Origin of the sequence: Dyella humicola (assembly GCF_026283945.1) — a bacterium.
Taxonomy (GTDB): Bacteria; Pseudomonadota; Gammaproteobacteria; order Xanthomonadales; family Rhodanobacteraceae; genus Dyella; species Dyella humicola.
The window spans coordinates 1,558,639-1,582,265 of record NZ_JAPDPC010000001.1 but is presented as its reverse complement, the minus strand read 5'-3'; the positions used below and the strand labels follow the sequence as shown (position 1 = coordinate 1,582,265).

General features: G+C 63.6%; 19 protein-coding genes, 1 tRNA gene and 1 riboswitch. Of the genes, 8 read left to right on the top strand and 12 right to left on the bottom strand.

Translation table 11 applies throughout. The annotated features are described in order from the left end of the window. Positions 1–33: 33 nt before the first annotated feature. The 5 genes from pstS to phoU all read left to right on the top strand — a co-directional run bounded on the left by pstS (position 34) and on the right by phoU (position 4,789). On the top strand, positions 34–1,068 hold the full coding sequence (pstS, locus tag OUZ30_RS06965; protein ID WP_425601479.1) for a phosphate ABC transporter substrate-binding protein PstS: 1,035 nt from the start codon (positions 34–36) through the stop codon (positions 1,066–1,068). A 192-nt stretch (positions 1,069–1,260) separates the two neighbouring features. Further along, positions 1,261–2,280, top strand: a complete 1,020-nt coding sequence (gene pstC / locus OUZ30_RS06960; protein ID WP_266181498.1) for a phosphate ABC transporter permease subunit PstC — start codon at positions 1,261–1,263, stop codon at positions 2,278–2,280. After that, entirely contained in the window at positions 2,280–3,152 is an 873-nt protein-coding gene (pstA, locus tag OUZ30_RS06955; RefSeq protein ID WP_266181497.1) for a phosphate ABC transporter permease PstA, read from the top strand. The genes pstC and pstA overlap by 1 nt, the downstream gene beginning before the upstream one ends. Then, complete coding sequence (gene pstB / locus OUZ30_RS06950) at positions 3,145–3,960, top strand: phosphate ABC transporter ATP-binding protein PstB (RefSeq protein WP_266181496.1); 816 nt, start codon at positions 3,145–3,147, stop codon at positions 3,958–3,960. The genes pstA and pstB overlap by 8 nt, the downstream gene beginning before the upstream one ends. A gap of 94 nt (positions 3,961–4,054) precedes the next feature. Next, on the top strand, positions 4,055–4,789 hold the full coding sequence (gene phoU, locus OUZ30_RS06945) for a phosphate signaling complex protein PhoU (protein WP_266181494.1): 735 nt from the start codon (positions 4,055–4,057) through the stop codon (positions 4,787–4,789). Between the two features lie 67 nt (positions 4,790–4,856). Here the strand turns inward: phoU and sugE are convergent, their stop codons facing one another. The 4 genes from sugE to rnr all read right to left on the bottom strand — a co-directional run bounded on the left by sugE (position 4,857) and on the right by rnr (position 8,964). Further along, positions 4,857–5,180 (bottom strand): quaternary ammonium compound efflux SMR transporter SugE, encoded by a 324-nt coding sequence (gene sugE / locus OUZ30_RS06940; protein WP_266181493.1) that lies wholly within the window; start codon positions 5,178–5,180, stop codon positions 4,857–4,859. 159 nt (positions 5,181–5,339) lie between these two features. Then, a complete protein-coding gene (locus tag OUZ30_RS06935; protein WP_266181492.1) occupies positions 5,340–5,606 on the bottom strand; it encodes a CBU_0592 family membrane protein in 267 nt (88 codons plus the stop codon). Continuing rightward, positions 5,603–6,349 (bottom strand): 23S rRNA (guanosine(2251)-2'-O)-methyltransferase RlmB, encoded by a 747-nt coding sequence (rlmB, locus tag OUZ30_RS06930; RefSeq protein ID WP_266181491.1) that lies wholly within the window; start codon positions 6,347–6,349, stop codon positions 5,603–5,605. The genes OUZ30_RS06935 and rlmB overlap by 4 nt, the downstream gene beginning before the upstream one ends. A 2-nt stretch (positions 6,350–6,351) precedes the next feature. Then, a complete protein-coding gene (gene rnr, locus OUZ30_RS06925) occupies positions 6,352–8,964 on the bottom strand; it encodes a ribonuclease R (protein WP_425601478.1) in 2,613 nt (870 codons plus the stop codon). Positions 8,965–9,099: 135 nt separating this feature from the next. Here rnr and OUZ30_RS06920 point away from each other — a divergent pair. After that, positions 9,100–9,184 (top strand) — tRNA-Leu (locus tag OUZ30_RS06920). Positions 9,185–9,257: 73 nt separating this feature from the next. Here the strand turns inward: OUZ30_RS06920 and OUZ30_RS06915 are convergent. Both OUZ30_RS06915 and OUZ30_RS06910 read right to left on the bottom strand, forming a co-directional pair. Next, positions 9,258–9,551 carry a GYD domain-containing protein gene (locus tag OUZ30_RS06915; RefSeq protein WP_266181490.1) on the bottom strand — a complete coding sequence of 98 codons (294 nt, stop codon included), beginning with the start codon at positions 9,549–9,551 and terminating at the stop codon, positions 9,258–9,260. A 215-nt stretch (positions 9,552–9,766) separates the two neighbouring features. Further along, on the bottom strand, positions 9,767–10,186 hold the full coding sequence (locus OUZ30_RS06910; protein WP_266181489.1) for a VOC family protein: 420 nt from the start codon (positions 10,184–10,186) through the stop codon (positions 9,767–9,769). A gap of 226 nt (positions 10,187–10,412) precedes the next feature. Next, a riboswitch (glycine riboswitch) is annotated at positions 10,413–10,506 on the top strand. A gap of 53 nt (positions 10,507–10,559) precedes the next feature. Here OUZ30_RS06910 and gcvP point away from each other — a divergent pair. Together gcvP and OUZ30_RS06900 are read left to right on the top strand one after the other, a co-directional pair. Further along, positions 10,560–13,451 (top strand): aminomethyl-transferring glycine dehydrogenase, encoded by a 2,892-nt coding sequence (gene gcvP / locus OUZ30_RS06905; RefSeq protein WP_266181488.1) that lies wholly within the window; start codon positions 10,560–10,562, stop codon positions 13,449–13,451. A 531-nt stretch (positions 13,452–13,982) separates the two neighbouring features. Then, on the top strand, positions 13,983–15,311 hold the full coding sequence (locus OUZ30_RS06900) for a carbohydrate-binding protein (protein ID WP_266181487.1): 1,329 nt from the start codon (positions 13,983–13,985) through the stop codon (positions 15,309–15,311). Between the two features lie 174 nt (positions 15,312–15,485). On the opposite strand, the gene OUZ30_RS06895 is transcribed toward OUZ30_RS06900, so the two are convergent. From OUZ30_RS06895 to hflX, 6 genes are all read right to left on the bottom strand, one after another. Next, positions 15,486–18,140 carry a M1 family metallopeptidase gene (locus OUZ30_RS06895; RefSeq protein WP_266181485.1) on the bottom strand — a complete coding sequence of 885 codons (2,655 nt, stop codon included), beginning with the start codon at positions 18,138–18,140 and terminating at the stop codon, positions 15,486–15,488. A 190-nt stretch (positions 18,141–18,330) separates the two neighbouring features. Further along, entirely contained in the window at positions 18,331–19,623 is a 1,293-nt protein-coding gene (locus OUZ30_RS06890; protein ID WP_266181484.1) for an adenylosuccinate synthase, read from the bottom strand. Positions 19,624–19,752: 129 nt separating this feature from the next. Continuing rightward, positions 19,753–19,938, bottom strand: a complete 186-nt coding sequence (locus tag OUZ30_RS06885; RefSeq protein ID WP_266181483.1) for a DUF2065 domain-containing protein — start codon at positions 19,936–19,938, stop codon at positions 19,753–19,755. Positions 19,939–19,951: 13 nt separating this feature from the next. After that, a complete protein-coding gene (gene hflC, locus OUZ30_RS06880) occupies positions 19,952–20,821 on the bottom strand; it encodes a protease modulator HflC (protein ID WP_266181482.1) in 870 nt (289 codons plus the stop codon). After that, positions 20,818–21,999 (bottom strand): FtsH protease activity modulator HflK, encoded by a 1,182-nt coding sequence (gene hflK / locus OUZ30_RS06875; RefSeq protein WP_266181481.1) that lies wholly within the window; start codon positions 21,997–21,999, stop codon positions 20,818–20,820. The genes hflC and hflK overlap by 4 nt, the downstream gene beginning before the upstream one ends. A gap of 264 nt (positions 22,000–22,263) precedes the next feature. After that, positions 22,264–23,574, bottom strand: a complete 1,311-nt coding sequence (gene hflX / locus OUZ30_RS06870; protein WP_266181480.1) for a ribosome rescue GTPase HflX — start codon at positions 23,572–23,574, stop codon at positions 22,264–22,266. Positions 23,575–23,627 lie beyond the last annotated feature (53 nt).

Sequence of the window (23,627 nt, the reverse complement as noted above, 5' to 3'; positions counted from 1 at the left end):
GGAATCCCCGTAACCCTTCGCTAAGGAGCCACCGTGTTGACCTCAACCAAGTCCCTATCTCGCATCGGCGTGACCGCCGTTTTTGCTGCCGCCTCGCTGTTCGGCATGGCCGCCCAGGCCACCGACATCACCGGCGCCGGCTCGAGCTTCGTCTACCCGGTGCTCTCGAAGTGGTCTGCCGGCTACGCCGAAAAGACCGGCAACAAGCTGAACTACCAGTCGGTGGGATCGGGCGCCGGCGTGGCGCAGATCAAGGAAGGCACCATCGATTTCGGCGCTACCGATGCGCCGGTCAAGGCTGAAGACCTCGCCCAGTTCGGCCTGGGCCAGTTCCCGGTCGTGGTCGGCGGCATCGTGCCGGTGGTCAACATCGCCGGTATCGAAGCAGGCCAGATCAAGCTGGACGGCGCCACCCTCGCCGACATCTTCCTCGGCAAGATCACCAACTGGAACGACCCCCGCATCGCCGCGCTGAACGCCGGCCTGACCCTGCCGACCGCCAAGATCACGGTCGTGCATCGCTCGGACGGCTCGGGCACCACCTTCAACTTCACCAACTACCTGTCCAAGGTCAGCCCGGATTGGGCCAGCAAGGTCAAGTACGGCACCGCCGTGGAATGGCCGACCGGCGTGGGTGGCAAGGGCAATGAAGGCGTGTCGCAGTACGTCAAGCAGATCAAGGGTTCGATCGGCTACGTCGAATACGCCTACGCGGTCAAGAACAAGATCAGCTGGATCAACCTGAAGAATGCCGCCGGCCAGTTTGTCGCTCCCAGCGCCGAAGGCTTTGCCGCCGCCGCCGCCACCGCCGACTGGGCCAGCGCCAAGGACTTCAACCTGATCATGACCAACGCGCCGGGTGCAAACGCTTGGCCGATCACCGCAACCACCTGGGCGGTGATGTACAAGAAGGCGAAGAACGCCGAGCACACCAAGGTCGCGTTCGACTTCTTCAAGTGGGCGCTGGAGAACGGCCAGAAAGACGCCGCTTCACTCGACTATGTCGCTCTGCCGGATACCCTCGTCAAGAAGATCGAGGCTTACTGGGCCAGCGAGTACAAGCACTGAGATCCGCTCGTGCCGGTCATGCTACGGCAACCGGCACGATCTAACGTCAAGGCTTGATGGCACCACAACGGGCCGCCCGACAACGTCGGGCGGCTTGCTGCTGGAAAAACACCCTGGCTTTGGCGCACGCTTACCGACCGGGCAGGCCCCCGTGCCAGCCGGACCTCGAGAAACCTGAGGGATCGACATTACATGCAAGCGAACGTAGGCGCCGTCTCCACGGCTATCGCACAGGAAGCGCGCTCGCACCGCGACGCGCGGCACGATCGCCTGTTCGGCTGGTTGCTCAAAGCCTGCGCCCTGCTGGTCCTGGCCTGCCTGCTCGGCGCCGCGGGCGCCACGTTGTGGGGTGGTCGTCACGCCTTCGCCACGTTCGGCTGGCACTTCCTCGTCAGCGACGCCTGGGACCCAAGCAGCGACACGTTCGGCGCGCTGGTGCCCGTGTACGGCACCATCGCCACCTCACTGATCGCCCTACTCATCGCCGTGCCGGTGAGCTTCGGCATCGCTCTCTATCTTTCTGAAGTGGCGCCGCCGTGGCTGCGCACGCCGGTTGCTTCGGCGATCGAGCTGCTGGCCGGTATCCCTTCGATCATCTACGGCATGTGGGGCCTGTTTATTTTTGCGCCCTTCTTCGCCGATCACATCAAGCCCTGGCTGACCAGCTACCTGGGCAACAAGCCCGACGACGGCAAGCTGTCGTGGGTGGCCCAGCATGTGCCTTTCGTGGGCAGCCTGTTCGGCAGCGACTATCCGTTCGGCGCTAGTGTACTGACGGCCGGTATGGTGCTGGCCGTGATGATCATCCCGTTCATTTCCTCGGTGATGCGCGAAGTGTTCCAGACCGTACCGACGCGCTTGAAGGAATCGGCCTATGCGCTGGGTTCCAGCACCTGGGAAGTTTCATGGGACATCGTGCTGCCCTACACCCGCTCGGCGGTCATCGGCGGCATCTTCCTGGGCCTCGGCCGCGCTCTCGGCGAGACGATGGCGGTGACCTTTGTGCTGGGCAATGCCATGAAGCTGTCGCCGTCCATCCTGGATCCGGGCGCCTCGATCGCCTCCACCATCGCCAACCAGTTCAGCGAGGCCGCCGGCCTGCAGAAATCCACGCTGATGGCGTTGGCCTTCCTGCTGTTCGTGGTCACCTTCATCGTGCTGCTGATTGCGCGCTTCATGCTGCGGCAGCTGGCCCATAAGGAGGGCCGCTGATGAACAGTTCGTACCTCTATACCCGTCGTCGCATCACCAATGCGGTGGCGCTGACACTGAGCATGTTCGCCACCCTGATCGGCCTGATCTTCCTGGCCTGGATCCTGTGGGAAACGCTGCGCCAGGGCATCGGTGCGCTCAATCTGAAGCTGTTCACCAAGATCACCGCCTACGGCGAGGATGGTGGCCTGCTCAACGCCATGGTCGGCAGCCTGATCATCAACTTCATCGGCATCGCCATTGCCACGCCGATCGGCGTGCTGGCAGGCGCCTGGCTGGCCGAATACGCCAACCGTACCCGCCTGGGCGAGTCGATCCGCTTCCTCAACGACATTCTGCTGTCCGCGCCATCCATCGTGCTGGGCCTGTTCGTGTACACCATCATCGTGCTGCCCACCACGGCGCTTACCAGCGGCAACACCACCTTCTCCGGCCTGGCCGGCGGCGTGGCGCTCGCCTTGATCGCGCTGCCGGTGATCGTGCGCACGACCGACGAGATGCTGCGCCTGGTGCCCTCCACGCTGCGCGAGGCTTCACTGTCGCTTGGCATTCCGCAATGGAAGCTCACCACGCAGATCCTGATGCGCGCGGCGCGTTCGGGCATCATCACGGGTGTGCTGCTGGCGCTGGCCCGCATCAGCGGCGAGACGGCCCCCCTGCTGTTCACCGCGTTCGGCAACAACTATCTGACCTTCAACCCGATGGACAAGATGTCCAGCTTGCCGCAGATGATTTACCAATATGCGAACGATCCGGGCGAGGGCCTGCACGCCATCGCCTGGGCCGGTGCGTTCGTGATCACCATGTTCGTCCTGCTGCTTAGCCTTGCCTCCCGTCTGGTCCTTTCACGCAACAAGGTGTCCCATGACTGAGTCCGCCGCCGCCGGCATCCACCCGCAGTCTGCGGCTTCGCCCATCCAGATTGCGCCGACCAAGCTGAAGGTGCGTGACCTGCACTTCTACTACAACGGGTTCCATGCGCTGAAAGGCATCAACATGGACATCCCGGAGAAAAAGGTCACCGCCATCATCGGCCCGTCGGGTTGCGGCAAGTCCACCCTGCTGCGCATCTTCAACCGTATCTACGCGATCTATCCCAAGCTCGAGGCCAAGGGCGAAATCGTCCTGGATGACGAGAACATCCTCGACTCGAACTATTCGATGAACCGCTTGCGCAGCAAGGTCGGCATGGTGTTCCAGAAGCCGGTGCCGTTCCCGATGACGATCTTCGAGAACGTGGCGTACGGCATCCGTCATCACGAAAAGCTGTCGCGCGCCGACATGGATATCCGCGTTGAACAGGCCCTGCGCAGCGCAGCGCTGTGGGACGAAGTGAAGGACAAGCTCAAGCAGAACGCACTGGGTCTCTCCGGTGGTCAGCAGCAGCGCCTGTGCATCGCGCGCGGCATTGCTCTGAAGCCGGAAGTGCTGCTGCTGGACGAGCCGACCTCCGCACTCGACCCGATCGCCACCGGCCGCATCGAACAGCTGGTGGAAGAGCTCAAGAGCGAGTACACCATCGTCATCGTCACCCATAACATGCAGCAGGCGGCACGCTGCTCCGATCTCACCGCCTTCATGTACCTGGGCGAGCTGATCGAGTTCGACCGCACCGAGCAGATCTTCACCAAGCCGACCAAGAAGCAGACCGAGGACTACATCACCGGCAGGTTTGGCTAAGCACTATCCTCCCTCTCCCCTCCGGGGAGAGGGTCGGGGTGAGGGGCGGGACTCGCCACACCCTTCCCTATCCAACGCATCTCGGGAAAGCACCATGAGCGGCAGCAGCAAAGAACACATCATCAAGAGCTACGACGACGAGCTGACCCGCCTCACCGGCGAAATCGTGCGTATGGGCGAGCTCGCCGTAGGCCAGCTGGAATCGGCCATCGACGTGATCGAGCGCCGCGACGAACGCGCCGCCCAGCACGTGGTCGGCAACGATGACGCCATCGACCTGCTCGAGCAGGAAATCAGCCATGACGTGGTGCGCCTGCTTGCACTGCGCGCGCCCATCGCCGGCGACCTGCGCAATGTGTTCGCCGCGCTGCGCATCGCTGCCGACATCGAGCGGATCGGTGATTACGCGGCCAATGTGGCCAAGCGCTCGATCCCGCTGTCAATGGTCGCTCCCGTCGCGCCCACCAGTGGCCTGGGCTACCTGGCCGAGCTTGCGGCGGCCGAAGTACGCGACGTGCTGATGGCCTATCGCGACCGCGATGCCGAACGTGCCTATCAGGTGTGGAAGGACGATGCCGAACTGGATGAGGCCTATACCGGCTACTTCCGTCAGCTGCTCACTTACATGATGGAAGACCCGCGCAACATCACGCCGTGCACGCACCTGTTGTTCATGGCCAAGAACATCGAGCGCATCGGCGACCACGCCACCAACATCGCCGAGAACATCTGGTACCAAGTGAACGGTGAGCCGCTGACAGCTCAGCGCGCGAAGCGCGACTTCACCTCCAGCCCGGAATTCACCAAGCTTGGCGACAAGTCGGACTAATCGCCTCTCGGCTCCATTGGCTGAAGCGCATGCTGTGCGCTCCAGCCAATGCATTACGCGCAACGAATCAATGTGCTCCGCTGGTGAGTTTCAAACCCACGATGCCAACTAGCACGAGAGCCACGCAGGCGAGCCGGAGCGGTGACGCCGCGTCGCCAAACAGCAGCATGCCGAGTATCACGGCGCCTAGCGCCCCCATACCGGTCCAGATCGCGTAAGCCGTCCCGATCGGCAGCGTTTTCACGGCCATCGCGAGTAATACGATACTGACGATGATGGCCGCTACCGTCGCCACGCTTGGCCACAGACGTGTAAAACCCTCGGTGTATTTGAGTCCGATCGCCCAGACCACTTCGAACAGGCCGGCGAGCGCAAGATAGATCCAGGGCATAACGCCACTCCTCTGGATGAAGAGCAAGGCCGTCCCCGCTAAAAAAAATCGCTTGTGGAGTCGTCCCCACAGCCTGGCCCCATTGCGAGGCCAGGTTTGCATTTTACACATGCGAGCTGAATGCCCCACGACCCCTTAGGGCCGCTCACCGCTACAAACTCAACGCATGCCTCGATTCAGGCGTGCGGAATGCACGATGCCGTAGACGCCAATAACGATCCACGCCACCTGCATCAGGAAGGCCGGCCAATTCATGGACGCCGCGCCAAAGATCAGCGAAAGCACCACGCCGATGGCGCCCAGCACGTTCATCAGCTGGTAGATGATCCCGTTGCCATGCAGCTTGCGCAGCTGCAGCAACAGGAATGCGCACAGCACCAGCAATACGCCGATATAGCCAGCCCAGTCGTGCCAGAAGAACGTCATCGCTTTTCACTCCTTTGCCGCAATGCCTCGAACAGAACAACGCCGGTCGCGACGGAGACGTTGAGGCTCTCCATCGCACCAGGCATGGGAATCTTGGCCACGAAATCGCAGGTCTCGCGCGTGAGCCTGCGCATGCCTTCACCTTCGCTGCCCAGCACCAGGGCCAACGGACCCTTCATGTCGATACCGTAGATGGTGGTATCGGTGTCGCCGGCGAGGCCGGTGATCCACACGCCGGCATCCTTCAAGGTACGCAGCGCCCGGGCGAGATTGGTGGCGGCGATCAAGGGCACGCGGTCGGCGCCCCCTGCCGATGCACGACGTACGACCGGCGTCAGGCCGACGGCGCGGTCCTTCGGCACGATCACCGCCGTCACGCGCGCCGCCGCCGCACTACGCAGGCAGGCGCCAAGATTGTGCGGATCGGTCACGCCGTCCAGCACCAGCACGAGGGCGTCCTGACCTGCCTGCGCCAGCAAGTCGGGAATATCGTTCTCATTGCCCATCGGTGGCGCCTCGTAAAGCGCCACCACACCCTGATGCCGTGCCTCACCGGCGATCTTGTCCAACTGCTCGCGCGGCCGGTGGTGTACGGGAATGTTCAGCGCCTTGGCGCGTGTGGCCAGTTCCTGCACGCGCGCATTGCGCTGCCCCTGCTCCACCAACAGTTCGCGCACACGCGCAGCGTCGTTGCTCAACGCACCTTCGACTGGGTTGATCCCAACGATCCAACTGTCACTCATGCTTAGCCTTTCTTATTGCTGCCCTTGCGGGCTCTGGAGGTTGCCTTGGACGCAGCAGCCTTGACTGCCTTGAACTTGCCCTGGGCCGCCGACTTGACCTTGGAGAACATGCTTTGTCCAGCCGCCGGGCTCTTCCCACCCGACGAATGCTTGTCGGCGACCGGCGCGTCCTTCCTGCCCGTTGCCGCCGCTCGCGGTACGACCGTGCCCGCATTATCGCGCGAGCCCGGCCGCGTCGTCGCCTTGCGTCCTGCGGGCAGCGAGTAGCGATCACCGGCAGCGGCATAGTCATAGCGTCGTTCGGTGCCAGTCGGCTTGGCTTCAGCGCGCGGTGCCACCAGGCGGAAGTCGATCTTGCGATCCTCCAGGCTGGCACGCAGTACCTGGATGCGCACATGATCGCCCAGGCGATGTTGCGCACCCGTGCGCTCGCCCTTCAACAGATGGCGAACCGGATCGAAGTGGTAGTAATCGTTGGAAAGCTGACTGATATGCACCAGCCCCGATACCTTCGATTCGTCCAGCTCCACAAACAGGCCGAACGAGGTGACTCCGGTGACGGTGCCTTCGAATTCGCTGCCCACGTGCTTGGACATCCACGCACACTTGAAGCGCTCATCGACATCGCGCTCGGCCTCTTCGGCACGGCGCTCGCGCTGCGAGCAGTGCACGGCCATGTTCGCCATCTCGGTCGGGGTATAGCTATACCCCGACGGTTTGCCGCCGGTGATGGCATAGCGGATCGCGCGATGCACCAACAGATCGGGGTAGCGGCGGATCGGCGACGTGAAGTGCGCATACGCCTCCAGCGCGAGGCCGAAGTGCCCACGATTGTCCGGCTGGTAGGCAGCCATGCTCTGCGCGCGCAACAGTACCGACTGGATCAGCTCTCGCTCCGGGCGATCCTGCACCAGCCGCAGCACGTCGGCGAAATCGCCCGGCGTCACGTCCTCGACGGGTGGCATGCGCAACTTGAACTCGCGCAGGAACTGCTGCAGATCCTCGTACTTTTCCGCCGGCGGCGGCTCGTGCGCGCGGAACAGCGCGGGAATCTTCTTTTTTTCCAGAAACAGAGCCGCCTGCACGTTGGCGGCAATCATGCATTCCTCGATCAGCTTATGCGCATCGTTGCGCTGAGTGGCGCCCATGGCGGCCACTTCACCGGTCTGATCGAGACGGAACTTCACTTCCGGTGTCTCGAAATCGATGGCGCCGCGGCGTTTGCGCTGCGCGGCCATCAGCTTGTAGAGCCCATGCAGGTGCTCCAGCTGCGGCATCACGTCAGCCAGCTCGTGACGCGCATCCGCATCATTGAGACCAATGGCTTGCCACACGCGGTCGTAGGTCAGGCGTGCATGCGAGCGCATCACCGCGTCGTAAAACTTCGAACGGATCACCACGCCTTCGGCATCGATCTGCATGTCGCAGACCATGCACAGGCGCTCGACCTTGGGGTTGAGGGAGCAGATGCCGTTGGAGAGCGTCTCCGGCAGCATCGGCACCACAAAACCCGGGAAATAGGTCGACGTGCTGCGCTGATAGGCTTCGCGGTCCAGCGCGGCATTGACCTGCACATAGTGCGATACGTCAGCGATAGCGACGACCAGTCGGTAACCGCCACCACGACGCGGCTCGGCGAACACGGCGTCGTCGAAGTCACGCGCGTCGGCGCCGTCGATGGTGACCAGCGGCAACGCGCGCAGATCCATCCTGCCCTCGCGCTCCGCCGCGCTTACCTCGGGCTCGACCTGCGCCGCTTCGCGCATCACCGGGTCCGGCCATTCGTGCGGCAGATCGTGGCTGGCGATCGCCATCTCCACCAAGAGTGATGGCTGCAGCCGCTCACCCAGTACCGCGCGAATCGCGCCGAGCGGCCCACGATGCGGCGTCGGCGGCTCGGTGATTTCTGCCACCACGATCTGGCCGGAGCGTGCGCCCAGGTCCTGCCCCGGCACGATCATGATGTCCTGGTGCAGGCGCCGATCATCGGGCGCCACCAGCATCACGCCGTTTTCGATCACCACGCGACCGACCAGTCGTGGCGAGCGACGCTGGAGCACTTCGACAATCGCGCCCTGCTTGCGGCCGCGACGGTCGATACCCACCACACTGGCCAGCACGCGATCACCATGCAACACCATGCGCATCTGTTGCGGCGAAAGATAAAGGTCATCGCCACCATCATCTGGCCTGAGGAAGCCGTAGCCTTCGGCATTGGCCAGCACCACGCCGGGAATCAGGTCGAGCTTGTTGGTCGGTGCATAGCCACCGCGGCGGCCGAGCAGCAACTGGCCATCGCGCACCATGGCGCCGAGGCGCTTGCGCAATGCATTGATGTCGTATTCGTCGTGCAGCGACAGCGTCTCGGCGATGCGCGCCTCGGTCAACAACTCGCCCCGCTCCGCCAGCAGGGCGAGGATCGCCTCACGACTGGGAATGGGACGCTCATAGCGCTGCGCCTCGCGCTCCGCATGCGGGTCGCTCACTTCGCCCACCCGCTTGCGCGGGGTCGGATCGAGCGCCGAGCGCTTGGCGCGGGGAGCGGCTTTCTTTGGCGCAGCGGGGCCTTGCTTGGCTCCCTGCTTGCTGCTGCGCGGTTCCTTTTTTTTGGTCACATCCTTGCCTTTGTCTGGGGTGTCGAACCGCGAACACCGCGGCTCGATGAAAAATCAGTGAAAGAATAGTTGACAACCTACCGTCACATGCCTAATCTACGCGGCTCACGCAGCCCATAAAGCAGCGGGACACCTGCCCAGGTGGCGGAATTGGTAGACGCACTAGTTTCAGGTACTAGCGGGTAAAACCGTGGAGGTTCGAGTCCTCTCCTGGGCACCAATTGTAGACGAAGCCCGCCGCAAGGCGGGCTTCTTCGTTTCCGGGTACAGCTCGGAATCGAACGCGGTCCGCACTATCCGACCTTACTCAGAATGGCCTGCATTTCTTCCGGTGGGAAAGCACGCAAGGTTTGCGAGCGCGTATTGCCGGCAGCGCCGATGGTCAGTGCAAATGCGGTAGCCGCCAGTTCGTCGGAAGCCTCGATGACGACCACCATGTCGTATTGCCCGAGCGTCCAATAGATATCCTTGATCCTCGCGCCATATTTTCCTGCCGCCGTCTTGACGGCCTCGGCCCGCTTGAGCGTGTCCTTGACGGTTCGCATACCCTGGTCCGTGAAGTGAGTAAGGGAGACGTAGGTCGCCATGTTCGTACTCCTCAACAAGATCGACTATCGGGATGGGACCGTGGGCGGCACCTGAGCCGTCGCCGGTCCCGTGGCGTCAGCGTGAGGCTTGGGCTTGCGCAGCGGCGCAAGGTGAGACGTGTCACCGCCTGCGATCCGTCAGAGCATCTGTTTCACTGTAGCCCGGCGAGCGGTTGCGCCAGGTGAAGGCTGGCCGAGTGCTCCGGCGCTACCGCTCAAGCGGCCGGCGGACCTTTCAGCTCCACCATGTTTCCCTGGGGGTCGTATAGATAGATCGATGGACCTTCGCCCTTGGCGCCATAGCGCGAGCCGATCTCGCCGACGCGTGCACCATGGGTTTTCAGATGGGCAACGATGGCAGCTTCGTCGTAGTTCTCCACCCGCAGGCACAGGTGGTCCATGTTGTGACCTTCCACGCCTGGCGCCGCGCCGCCCACCCGTCCCAGCTTGCCGTCGAGCGATATCAAGTCGATAAGCGAATCACCGGCGCGCAATTGCACCAGGCCGATGTCGTCCTGCCGACGCTCCTCCCGGCAACCCAATACATCGCAATAGAAACGTTCCATCGCGACCATATCGCGCACGCGCAGCACCACGTGATCAATCTGAGCCAGTCGGAACGGGGGCTGTTTCATCGAGGGCTCCGGGGGGGGGCGGGCCTTTCATCTTAAGCCTCCTGAGACGATCTGCCACAAGCGCTAAGCGCCCAGGAGGCAGTGCAACCGAAGTCTCTTCCCGATAGGGAGGCAAACTGCCCCGCCGCACTCTATAATTAGGGGCTAGCGCGTGGTGGGAGAAGCGGTGAGAGCCGCTGCCGAAGGCGCAACGCCCGTAATCGCTCAGGCCCCATACCATCACCCGCAACAACACTCTGGAGAGACCGGTTGAATCCGGCGCCGAAGGGGCACGAAGCGCAAGCTTCCAAACTCTCAGGCAAAAGGACAGAGGGGCGCTCCACGTGCGGCTTGCACGTCCGGCCTTTATTGGCCATTTCCGGACGCCCTTGTCATGAGTCAGAACGCTACCCCCTCCCTGCGTGACCTCGAGCACCACGACGCTTTCATCGAGCGTCATATCGGCCCCAACGATGCCGAAATCGCCACCATGTTGCGCCTGCTCGGTTACGACTCGCTGGAAGCGATGACCGACGCCATCGTGCCGGGCAAGATCAAGTCGCCGGCCCCGCTGGCCCTGCCCTCGCCGATCACCGAAGTGGAAGCGCTGGCCAAGATCCGCGCCATTGCCGACAAGAACCAGGTGTTCCGCAGCTTCATCGGCCAGGGTTACTACGGCACCCTCACGCCGAATGTCATCCTGCGCAACATCCTCGAGAACCCGGCGTGGTACACGGCCTATACGCCGTACCAGGCCGAAATTTCGCAGGGTCGCATGGAAGCGCTGATCAACTTCCAGACCATGTGCGCCGACCTCACCGGCATGGAGATCGCCAACGCGTCCCTGCTGGACGAAGGTACCGCCGCGGCCGAAGCAATGACGCTGGCCAAGCGCTCGGCCAAGTCGAAGTCGAACGTGTTCTTCGTCTCCAACGCCGTGCATCCGCAGACGCTGGAAGTGCTCAAGACCCGCGCCGAAGCGATGGGCATCGAGCTGCACGTCGGTAACGACAGCGAAGCCACCCACGTCGAGAGCTACGGCGTGCTGCTGCAATACCCCAACACGTTCGGCCAGATCGGCGACTACAAGGCGCTGGCGGACCACGTGCATGCACGCCACGGCGTGGTCTGCGTCGCCACCGACCTGCTCGCGCTGACCCTGATCGCCTCGCCGGGCGAATGGGGCGCCGACATCGTGGTGGGCAACACCCAGCGCTTCGGCGTGCCGTTCGGTTTTGGCGGCCCGCATGCCGCCTTCATGGCCTGCCGCGACTCCTACAAGCGCTCGATGCCCGGCCGCCTGATCGGCGTCTCCATCGATGCCGAAGGCAAGCCGGCCTACCGCCTCACGTTGCAGACGCGCGAACAGCACATCCGCCGCGAGAAGGCCACGTCCAACATCTGTACCGCCCAGGTGCTGCTGGCAGTGATGGCCAGCATGTACGCCGTCTATCACGGTCCGGAAGGCCTTATCCGCATTGCCCGTCGCGTGCATCGTCTTGCCGCCATCCTGGCCGGCGCGCTGCGTACGGCTGGTGTAGCCGTGGGCAACAACTTCTTCGATACCTTGCACGTCACGGGTGTAGACGCTGTCGCGCTGCACGCCAAGGCACACGCCGCCGGCATCAACCTTCGCCCGATTGATGGCAACAACCTGAGCATCAGCTTCGACGAGACCAGCACGCGTGCCGATGTGGTCGCCGTGGCTGCATTGTTCGGTGCGGCTATTGCTGATATCGATGCGCTCGACGCAACCACCAGCGACGCACTGCCGGTGGGCCTGCAGCGCAAGACCAAGTTCCTCACCCACCCGGCCTTCAACACGCATCACAGCGAGCACGAGCTGCTGCGCTATATGCGTTCGCTGGCCGACAAGGACCTGGCGATGGATCGCACGATGATCCCGCTGGGCAGCTGCACCATGAAGCTCAATGCCACCGCCGAGATGATCCCGGTGACGTGGCCGGAGTTCGGCAATATCCATCCGCTGGCGCCGGCCGACCAGGCCACCGGCTACAAGCAGCTGATCGAAGAACTCGAAGCGATGCTGGTGGAATGCACCGGCTACGACGCGGTGAGCCTGCAGCCGAACTCAGGTGCGCAGGGCGAGTACGCCGGCCTGCTGGCGATTCGCGCCTATCATCGCTCGCGCGGCGAAGCGCATCGCGATATCTGCCTGATTCCGGAATCGGCCCACGGCACCAACCCCGCTTCCGCGCAGATGTGCGGCATGCAGGTGGTGGTGACCAAGTGCGACGCAAACGGCAACGTCGATGTCGACGACATCAAGCGCGCGGCCGAGAAGTTCAGCGATCGCCTTGCCGCACTGATGATCACCTACCCGTCCACGCACGGCGTGTTCGAGGAAGACATCGTCAAGATCTGCGAGATCGTGCACGAGCACGGTGGCCAGGTGTATACCGACGGCGCCAACATGAATGCACTGGTCGGCGTGGCCAAGCCCGGCAAGTGGGGCTCGGACGTATCGCACCTCAACCTGCACAAGACCTTCTGCATTCCGCACGGCGGCGGCGGCCCGGGCGTGGGCCCTTGCGCGGTGAAGTCGCATCTCGCTCCATTCTTGCCGCGCACATTCGGCGGCGAGGGCGAAGTAGGCATGGTTTCGGCGGCGAGCTTCGGCTCGGCTTCGATCCTGCCGATCAGCTGGATGTACATCACCATGATGGGCGACAGTGGTTTGCGTCGCGCCACCCAGGTGGCCTTGCTCAACGCCAACTACGTCGCCAAGCGCTTGGCGCCGCATTACGAGACGCTCTACACCGGCCGTAACGGCCTGGTGGCGCATGAGTGCATTCTCGACCTGCGTCCGCTCAAGGATGCCACCGGCATCGGCGCGGAAGACGTGGCCAAGCGCCTGATCGACTTCGGCTTCCATGCCCCGACGCTCAGCTTCCCGGTAGCCGGCACGCTGATGGTCGAACCGACCGAGAGCGAGAGCCAGTACGAGTTGGATCGCTTCATCGACGCGATGATCCAGATCCGTGACGAGATTCGCGCCGTGGACGAGGGCAAGCTTGATCGTGAAGACAATCCGCTCAAGCACGCTCCGCACACCGCCGCCATGGTGTCGGCGACCGAGTGGACCCATGCCTACCCGCGCGAACTGGCTGCCTTCCCGCTGCCCAGCTTGAAGCTGCAGAAGTACTGGTCGCCGGTGGCGCGCGTGGACAACGTCTACGGCGACAAGAACGTGTTCTGCAGCTGCGTGCCGGTAGAAGCGTTCAAGGGCGAGATCGAAGCCTTCAGCGAACCGAACGTGGCGTAACGCCACAAAGGCTCGCCGACAACAAGAAGGGCTCCGCATGCGGAGCCCTTTTTCTTTGTCATGCCGCACTGGAACAAGATCAGGAAGGCGTCTCGTGGCATCACCGCAGCAGCTCGCCGCCAGCAGATCTTGCAGACAACGTTGTCAGCTAGCGCCGGCATGAAGACAACAAGCGCCCGCTGGGGCGAAGACGGCAGTTTCGCGACGCATCATCCATCAAAGCCAACAATCATCTCGAATTGTTCGTGCGCACGCCGAGATGTCGCATAAACGTGCTGCATTGCGGGAGATAACCGTCTCGCCATATGCACCTGTCACGGCTTTGCAATTTCACGGCAACCGTCACAGTTTGCCGGCAACGATGGAGACAACGTTGTCATTGGGGACTCATGACGACATCGCTCCGACCACGGGACGCCGTGGCGTGTGCAGGGACGCTTTGATGCGACCAGCCCAGATGGCCGACCGGAACACGGCCTGTCGCCCAGGAACAATCCGCCGTAACGATGCAATATCACCAGGAGATCACTCATGCGTGTAAAGCAATCGGTCGTGTGGTTACGTACAGCACTTCATGCCCTCGGCTCCACAGCAGGCGGCGCCATGGCCATGAGCTTGATGACGATGGCGCCCGTGCAGACGGTGCAGGCACAGAGCCTTCCGGCCTGTGCGGCCGCCTGGAGTGCTTCGGCCGTCTATACGGCCGGCAATACAGCCAGCGAAAGTGGCATCAACTACAAGGCCAACTGGTGGACCCAGGGCAATGACCCGGCCACCAACAACGGCGGTTCGGGCTCCGGCCAACCGTGGACCTCCCAGGGCGCGTGCGGCAGCGGCAGCGGTGGCGGAAGTAGTGGTGGCGGCTCCGGCGGTGGCACGACTCCTCCACCCGCGCCCGCCCCGGGGACAGGAAAGAATCTTGTGTTCAGTCCGTACAAAGACATCACGGTAAACCTCAACTGGAACACCAACGTGATGCAGACGGCGGCCGCCACAGGTTCGGCGATTCCCGTCGTCGGCAGTGGCAGCCTGAAGTCGAACTACGTGACGAATCTCAGCGGGATTACCCTCGCCTTCGCCACCGGTGAATGCGGTAGCGAGAACTGGGGCGGCGTGGCCGGCGCCAGTTTCGCCAGTGCCAACGTCTCAGCACTCTCCAGTGCTGGCCTACCCTATATCGTCTCCACGGGCGGCCAGGCGGGCACCTTCACCTGCGGCAGCACGGCGAACTTCGCTGCGTTCCTTTCGCGGTATATGTCGCCACAGCTGATTGGCGTCGACTTTGATATTGAAGGTGGTCAGAGCTCGGCCCAGATCAACGCCCTGGTCGCGGCCGCGGTATACGGCCAGAGCGTGTATCCGAACCTGCGCTTCTCGTTCACGCTGGCCACGCTGGGCGCGTCGGACGGTAGTTACGGCGGCCTCAACAGCCTCGGCGACTCGGTGGTGAAAGCGATCAAGGCTTCCACCCTGACCAACTACACCATCAACCTGATGACGATGGACTACGGCGGCCCCAGCAGCGGAGTCTGCGTGGTATCGGGCAGCGTCTGCGACATGGGCCAGTCCGCGATCCAGGCAGTAACAAACCTGGAGCATACCTACGGCATCCCGGCCAGCAAGATCGAGCTGACCCCGATGATTGGTGTCAACGATACGTCGAACGAGAACTTCTCGATCGCCAACACCGACTCCGTGGTGAACTACGCCGTCGCCAACGGCCTCGCCGGCGTGCACTTCTGGTCACTGGATCGCGATACGCCGTGTAGCCAGAGCACCGCTTCGCCGACGTGTAATTCGGTCAGCACCAGCACGCCGCTGCAGTACACCAAGCGGATCTTGAGTGACTTGGGAAGGTAAGCCTGCAGGGAGCGGGTGGGCGTTAGCTCGCCCTCCCGCTCCTTCTCAGTGCAGACGTCACGAGATCGCCATCCATGCGGCTTTCAATAGTCGAAGGGATGACGGACGGGAGACCTTTCAGCCTTCTTGGCCGACTCCTCCACCTCGCTTAATCCTTGCTAGCTGCGAGCTCCCTCAACGGCCGTTCTTCGCCAACCACGCATCAATCTCCTGCAAGCGTTGATTGCGAACCAACAGGCGGTACTTGATGTTGGCTACAGCCGTCTCGGCGTCGCGTCGCGAGCCTTCGGCGAGGTAGGTCTTGGCGTAAGCGTTGATCTTGTCGATGGTTGCCGGGTTGAACGAGTTGGCGCCCAGCGGCGGGTAGTAACGACTGCGCGAGCTGGCGTCGACGAACTTGTCCACCTGCTCCCGATGCGCCAAGGCAAAGTCGAGGGCAAGCTCGGGCTGCAGGCGGGAGACGACTCTGATCATGCTGGCGCTGTTGGTGGCGCCGGGTTCGTCGGTGAGCGCCAGCTCGAGTGCGCGTTTGGCGAGTGCCTCATCCTCGACCGAGGACAGCAGCCCGTACATCCAGTCCTTTACCAAGGGTGTTTTTTCGGCCTTGGCGGCCGCGTGCAGCTGGTCCCAGGTAGCGGCGTCGGCATGCCTGCCAACGACAGCCTGGACGGTCTTGCGCAACTCCGGCGGCATGGCCTTGGGATCCGTCGCCTGCGCTGCATAGCGGCGGCGCGCCTCGCCAATGACGCCAGGATCACCCAGGCTGGAAAGCACACTGATCAGGCGGTTGCGCAGGATCGTGGTGGGCACGCTTTCATTCGGCTTCGACTCCCAGCCGACGCGCGCGAACACCGGCGCCAGCTGCTTGATGGCGAAGCTGCGGAAAACCGCCTGTCGCGTGGCATCGCCGCGATAGTAGTCATTGAGCGCGGAAAGGCTGGCCGCCACCTGATCCCAGATCTGCGGGTCGGCATTCGCCGGCGTGGCCTTGACCAGGTCGAGGAAGTCCGACGCCGGCTGCAGACCGGCCATGCCCAGCGCCCAGGTATCGCTCAACAGACCGAGCTGATCGATCGGCGGCAACTTGGCAAAGCTCGCCTCGAGCGTGGCGAACTGCGCCGGTGCATAGAGCGTGCGGTAGTAACCACTTTGCCCTGCATTGACGATCACCGGCCCGCAACCCGGCACCTTAAGCGTGGCTTCGCCGTCCACCAGCGTGCGTACGGGCGTACCGCCCTGGGTTTGCGCAATGACCGGCACATGCCAGCGCAATGGCGTCTTGTCGGGGCGATCCTTGGTGAACTCGCCCTGGCTGAGCTTGAGCGTGGTCGTGTTGTTGATACAGGCGCCTGCTTCCACCCGAATCAACGGAATGCCCGGCTGCAAGGTGAAATCGTGCGCGATGGTGGTGACCTGCTTGCCCGGCGCAACGGCATCCATCGCGTGCCACAGATCGTCGGAAACGGTGTTGCCGTAGGCGTGGGCCTTGATGTAATTGCGCACGCCGGCGCGCCAGGCTTCGGGGCCGACGTAGCCTTCCAGCATGCGGATCACCGCCGCACCCTTGGAGTAGGTAATCGCATCGAACGCCTGGCTGGCCTGCTCGACGGTATCGACGTGCTGCACCACCGGGTGCGTGGTAGCCACTGCATCGCGGCTCATGGCCGACTCGCGCGTATCCACGGCGTCCAACGCGGTATTCCATTCCGGATGCAGCTTCTCGGTGGTACGCGCAGCCATCCACGAGGCGAAACCTTCGTTGAGCCACAGGTCGTCCCACCAGCGCATGGTGACCAGGTCGCCGAACCACTGATGCGCCATTTCATGCGCTGCGGTGTTGAACACCCCCTGCTTGTCCGACTGGGTCGAGATGGACGGGTCGAGCAGCAGTGCGTATTCGAAGGTGTAGATCGCGCCCCAGTTCTCCATCGCGGAAAAGAACTGGCTGCTGCCGGGCGAAGCCACGTTGTCCAACTTCGGCAGCGGATACGGCACGCCGAAATAATCGTTGTACTCGTGCAGCACTTTCTTGGCCGATTCCAGCGTGAAGGCGCCTTGCGAGGACAAACCCTTCTGCGTGATCACACCGATTTCCGTGCCATCGGAGGTGGTGGTCGCCCGATCAAATTCACCCGTGCCGAAGAACAGCAGGTAAGTAGACATCTTCGGCGACGGCTGGAAACGCACACGCGTCAGGCCGTTGCCGAGGTCGGTCTTCGACGCGACCGGCATATTGCTGACCGCCATCTGATCCGACGGCACGGTGACCTCCAGGTCGAACGTGGCCTTGAACGCAGGCTCATCCCACGAGGGAATGAAACGGCGTGCGTCGGAATTCTCGAACTGGGTGAACAGCGCGCGCCGCTTGCCGGCCTGGCTGTCGTAGTCGATCGCAAACAGGCCATTGGCCTGCGTGTCGATCTTGCCGGTATAGGCCATCGCCAAGGTGTAGCTGCCCTTGGGAATCGGTCGGTCGAAAGTAAAGGTAGCGGTCTGTGCCTCGTCGTCGACGTTGACCTTGGGTGCGGCGAACGCCGGCGCGCCCTTCGGCCCCGCCAGCTGCACCGAGCTGAAGCTCATGTCGATGGCATGGAGGGTGATGCTGGTGGTGGGCTCGAGCACCTCGATATCCACGCTGACCTTGCCGTCGAAGCTCAAGCTTGCCGCATGCGGCACCACCGACACGTTGTAATGCGTGGGTCGCACGGCACGCGGCAACTGGGTCGTGGTCAAGGCCGTCGCTGGCGTGGGATCGGCCGGCGCGGCCATGCCTGTGAACGAGACGCCGGCCAAGGCCAGTGCGATGGCGGATACCAGAAGCTTGCGCATACTTAGGTCCTTATGGAGTCAGGTCGCGCCTAGACGGCGGGACCAACCCAACACGCCGGCACACCAACGAAGATCGAAGCAAAACGGAACGGTGACAGGCGACCCACGCCGCCCGCCGCAGACGCGATCATGAGCGCAAACAAAAAGCCCCGCAATGCGGGGCTTTTGCAGTTCAACCACCAGCCACGAGTCAGGCGAACGGGTCGTCCAGCACGATGGTGTCGTCGCGGTCCGCGCCGGTGGCGACCAGGGCCAGGCGGCAGCCGGAGAGTTCTTCGACGGCACGCAGGTAGGCGCGGGCGGCAGGCGGAAGTTTGTTCCAGTCGCGGATGCCTGCGGTGGATTCTTCCCAGCCCGGGAACTCGAGGTAGACGGGCTTGCACTCGTCCCAGCCATCCGCGTCGAGCGGGGCCAGTTCGCGGCGCTTGCCGCGATATTCGTAGGCGATGCAGACCTTGATGGTCGGCAGGCCGTCGAGCACGTCGAGCTTGGTGATGGCCAGGCCGTTGATGCCGTTGATCTGCACGGCGCGCTTCAGCGCGACGAGGTCGATCCAGCCGCAGCGGCGCGGACGGCCGGTGCTGGCGCCGAACTCGTTGCCGACCTTGCGCAGGCGCTCGCCCATCTCGTCGTTGAGCTCGGTCGGGAACGGACCGCCGCCGACGCGGGTGGCGTAAGCCTTGCAGATGCCCAGCACGTAGTCGATGTCGCCCGCGCCCACGCCGGTGCCGGCCAGCGCGCCGCCCACGGTGGTGTTGGATGAGGTGACGTACGGATAGGTGCCATGGTCGATGTCGAGCAGCGCGCCCTGCGCGCCCTCGAACAAGATGTTGCCGCCTTCCTTACGCACGTCATGCAGGATGGTGGCGACGTCGTCCACCATCGGGCGGATGAACTCGCCATAGGCCAGCGCGTCATCCAGCACGGTCTGGAAGTCGACCGGCTCAGCCTTCAGCCACTGGGTGAGGATGAAGTTGTGGTACTCGACGGCGCACTTGATCTTTTCCGGCAGCTCGTGCGGATACATCAGGTCGGCCACGCGCACGCTGCGGCGAGCCACCTTGTCTTCGTACGCCGGGCCGATGCCGCGACCGGTGGTGCCGATGGCCTTGCCGCCGGCAGCGATCTCGCGCGCCTTATCCACGGCAATGTGGTACGGCATGATCAGCGGCGTGGCCGGGCTGATCTTGAGGCGCGAACGCACTTCCACGCCCTGCGCTTCCAGCTCCTCGATTTCCTGCTTCAACGCGGCGGGCGACAACACCACGCCATTGCCGATCAGGCACAGCGCGTCGTCGCGCAGGATGCCCGAGGGGATCAGGTGCAGCACGGTCTTCTTGCCGCCGATCACCAACGTGTGGCCGGCATTGTGGCCGCCCTGGAAACGTGCCACGGCGCCAACGCGCTCGGTCAACAGGTCGACGATCTTGCCCTTGCCTTCGTCGCCCCACTGAGCACCAAGGATGACTACTGACTTGCCCATGATGTTGCTCTCGCTAATTTGGAAATTGGATGCCCCGGGCGGGGCGATTGGTTTCGGCTGAAGAGGCTTGCTCGTCACTCCAGCGCCGGTGAGGCGCGATGGATTGAACGGCCCATCTACCGCGTTAACTCAATGCATCAGCTGCAGCGCTACCAGACCGATACCGATGGCCGCTGCACCGAACAGGCGCAACGTACGCGGGCTTAGCTTTACCGCCTCGCGCATGGTGGCTTGCCAGCCATGCGGCGCGGCAAACAACACCAGACCCTCAATCACCAGCATCAGGCATAAGGCCAGCAGCAGCTCACGCGACATCGTCCATTACCACTCAATGCCTGGACGATGCGCCGTCGTTGAAATACTTCAGGAACTCCGAATCCGGCTTCAGCACCAGCACGCCCTTGCCGTCCTCGAACGACTTACGATACGCCGCCAGGCTTCGATAAAACGCGAAGAATTCGGGGTCCTGGCCATAAGCCTGCGCGTAGATCGCCGCCGCCTGGGCATCACCCTCGCCACGCACCTTGGCCGCATCGCGCTCAGCCTCGGCCTTGATGACCTGGGCCTGGCGGTCGGCATCGGCCTTGATCGTCTCGCCAGCCTGCTGGCCGGTGAAACGCAGCTCGTTGGCCAGCTGGGTGCGTTCGGCGCGCATGCGCTTGTAGACCGACTCGCTCACTTCGTCCGGCAGGTCGATGCGCTTGATGCGCACGTCGACCACGGTGATACCGAGGCTCTTGCCAGCCGCCGCATCGGTCTGCTTGCGCACGCGCTCGGTCACGTCCTTGCGGCCAGCAGCCACCAGCTCCTGCAGGGTGCGACCGTTGAACTCGAAGCGCAGCGCATCCTTGACGATGGGCGTCAGGCGATTGGCCGCCTGCAGCTCGTCGCCGGCGGTGGCGCGGTAATAAGTGGCGGTGTCGGCAATGCGCCACTTCACGAAGAAGTCGACGTTGACGCTCTTCTTCTCCGAGGTGAAGTAGCGCTCGGGCGGCGCTTCCAGGGTGAGGATGCGGTTGTCGAACGTCATCACCTGCTGCACGAAGGGCAACTTGAAGTGCAGGCCGGGTTGGTCACCGGTGCGCACGATGCGGCCAAACTGCAGCACGAGCGCCGTTTCACCTTCGCTCACAATGAACAGACTGTTGAAACCGATCAGCACGATCAGCACAACGATGATGCCGGAGATGAACTTCATGGCTGCTTCTCCTTGCCGACCAGGGCATCGTTGCCCGCGGACTGCATCACCGCGCCCACGCCCGGCACTTCCTTGCCCGTCACGCGATCGAGCGGCAGATAAATCATGTTGCGACCGCCGGAACCATCCAGCACCTTCGGGTTCTTGGACATGACGTCCTCGACCGTCTCTAGCCACAGGCGCCTGCGAGTCACGTCCGACGCGGCCTTGTATTCCTTGAGGATCAGGTTGAAGCGGGCCGCTTCACCGGTGGCGATGGCCACGCGCTGGGCGGAGTAGCCCTGCGCCTCGGCGGAAATGCGCGCGGCATCGCCGCGAGCCACCGGCACCACCTGGCTGGCATAGGCACGGGCGTTGTTCTCGGTACCTTGCTTGTCTTCGCGCGCGGCATTGACGTCGTCGAAGGCGTCCTTCACCTCCTGAGGCGGCGCCACGTTCTGGAAGCTGACGTCGGTGACCAGCAGGCCGGCGTCATATTCGTTCAGCGTGGCCTGCAGGATTTCGCGCGTCTGCTGCTGCAATGTGTCGCGGGTCTGCGCAACAGCCGGCGCCGCCGGCGTTACCGGAACGGCTGCCACGGTGGAAGCACTGGTAGCGGCGGTGCTGCTTGCCGGTGCCGGCACAGCCGGAACGGTCGGCTCGGAGCCCTGGCTGGTCAGGATGTTGTCCATCACATTGGCGCCGACCACGGTGCGCACGGCCGCCTCGGCCGCCTGGCGCAACGTGTCTTCGGGCGGGCCGCTCAACGAGAACAGGTATTTGCGCGCATCGGCGACCTGGTACTGCACGTTGAAGTCGACCGAGATGATGTTCTCGTCGCTGGTCAGCATGCGCACCTTGTCCGACACCGAACGGATTTCGGTGGTGCCAACCTTGGTAACCGTCTCGATCGGCGCGGGAAGCTTGAGATGGAAGCCTGGCGGAAGCGTGCGCGAGTACTGGCCAAAGCGCAGCACGACGCCAGCCTGGCGCGCATCGACGATGGTGTAGCTGCTGATCAGCAACCAGGCCAATACCAGCGCCAGCAGAATGGTAAAAATGCCCCCGACGCCCCCGCCCAAGTTGCCGAGACGGTTGCGAAACTGCTTGAGCATGTCCTCCAGGCCCGGCTTGTTGCCGGACTGGCGGTTCTTGCCCCAGGGATCACGTTGCCCGTTACCGGGTTCGTTCCAGGCCATGGTCAGTCTCCTTGAGGCCGCTGGGAGGCCGGCAACTTTGGCCGGAAAGCACGTTGAACGGGTTTAGACATGGTGGCTAGGGCGCGTCGTGGCAAGTGTGCCGCCGAGGCACGGAAAGGCCGCACAAACGCTGGTGATTCTATCAGAGCCGGACGGGGATTCCTCCCCCGCTTGAGCCTGCCCCCGATCTTGTGCCGCAGCGCGGCTTTTGCGCGCCCCTCCCGGCGAGGAGCGCCTCGGTCCTGGTCGATCTGAGCGGCGTTACTACAGGGGTTCCTCGACGGTCCCCAGCAATGCCTGCAGCAAGGCCGCCTCGGCGGCACTGCCACCGCTCAGGGGCGCAATGACGCTACGCGGCGCATCGATGGCCAGGCGCCAGCCATCTTCGTCCACCACTTCGCCGGCAATCGCGCCCGCCGCCTTGAGGCGGGCATGCAGGCGACCGGCAGACAACGGCAGATGCAGCTCCGACTGCACTCGCTCGCCACCGAGGAGTTCGCCCAGCGCCTGGCGCAGCAGATTCAGCCCTGCGCCGGTGGCGGCGGAAAGCCAAACCGTGTGCGGCCGCCCCTCGCCATCGCGGTCGATGCGCGGTTCGACGCCGGCTAGGTCGATCTTGTTCATCACCCGCAATTGCGGCAGGTCGCCTGCATCGATTTCCTCGAGCACGCGGTCGACCACCCGCGACAGGCGCTCGCGCTCTTCGTCGGCGGCATCGCTGACGTGCAGCAGCAGGTCAGCGTCACGCGCTTCGGCCAGGGTGCCGCGGAAAGCGGCCACCAGATCATGCGGCAGCTCACGGATAAAACCCACGGTATCGGCCAGCACGGCCGGCCCGCAGGACAGGCCATCGAGCTTGCGTACGGTCGGGTCGAGGGTGGCGAACAGCAAGTCGGCGGCGAACACCTCGCCTTCGGTCAACTCATTGAACAAGGTCGACTTACCGGCATTGGTGTAGCCCACCAGGGCCACGCGCGGCACCGTATTGCGCAAGCGCGCACGGCGCTGCTGGCCCCGCTGCGTCTGCACTTTCTCCAACCGCTTGGTGAGCATTTTGACGCGCTCGGCCAGCAGCCGGCGGTCGGTTTCCAGCTGCGTTTCGCCGGGGCCGCGGTTGCCGATGGCACCGCCGCGCTGGGTGTCCAGATGGGTCCAGCCACGCACCAGGCGGGTGGCCAGGTGCTTGAGCTGGGCCAGTTCCACTTCGAGCTTGCCTTCGTGGGAACGGGCACGCTGGGCGAAGATGTCCAGGATCAGGCCTGCACGATCGACCACGCGGATATTGAGCAGCTTCTCAAGATTGCGTTCCTGCACCGGCGACAGGATGTGGTCGATCAGCACCACATCCGCGTCGAGCGCCCGCACCGCTTCGGCAACCTCATCGGCCTTGCCGGTGCCGATGTAATAGCGGGGATTGGGCACGTCGATGCGGGCGGCGATGCTGGCCAGGATCTCGGCACCAGCCGACTTCACCAGCTCGGCGAATTCTTCGGCACGCTGCCCCGCATCACCCTCGCCGCGCGAATGCGGGAGAACAAGTACGGCGCGGTCGCCTTTCTTTTGACGATCAAACACGAGGGTGGGATGACCTATATGGATGGGCCGCCCCGCAAGCCACCGGCCCACGG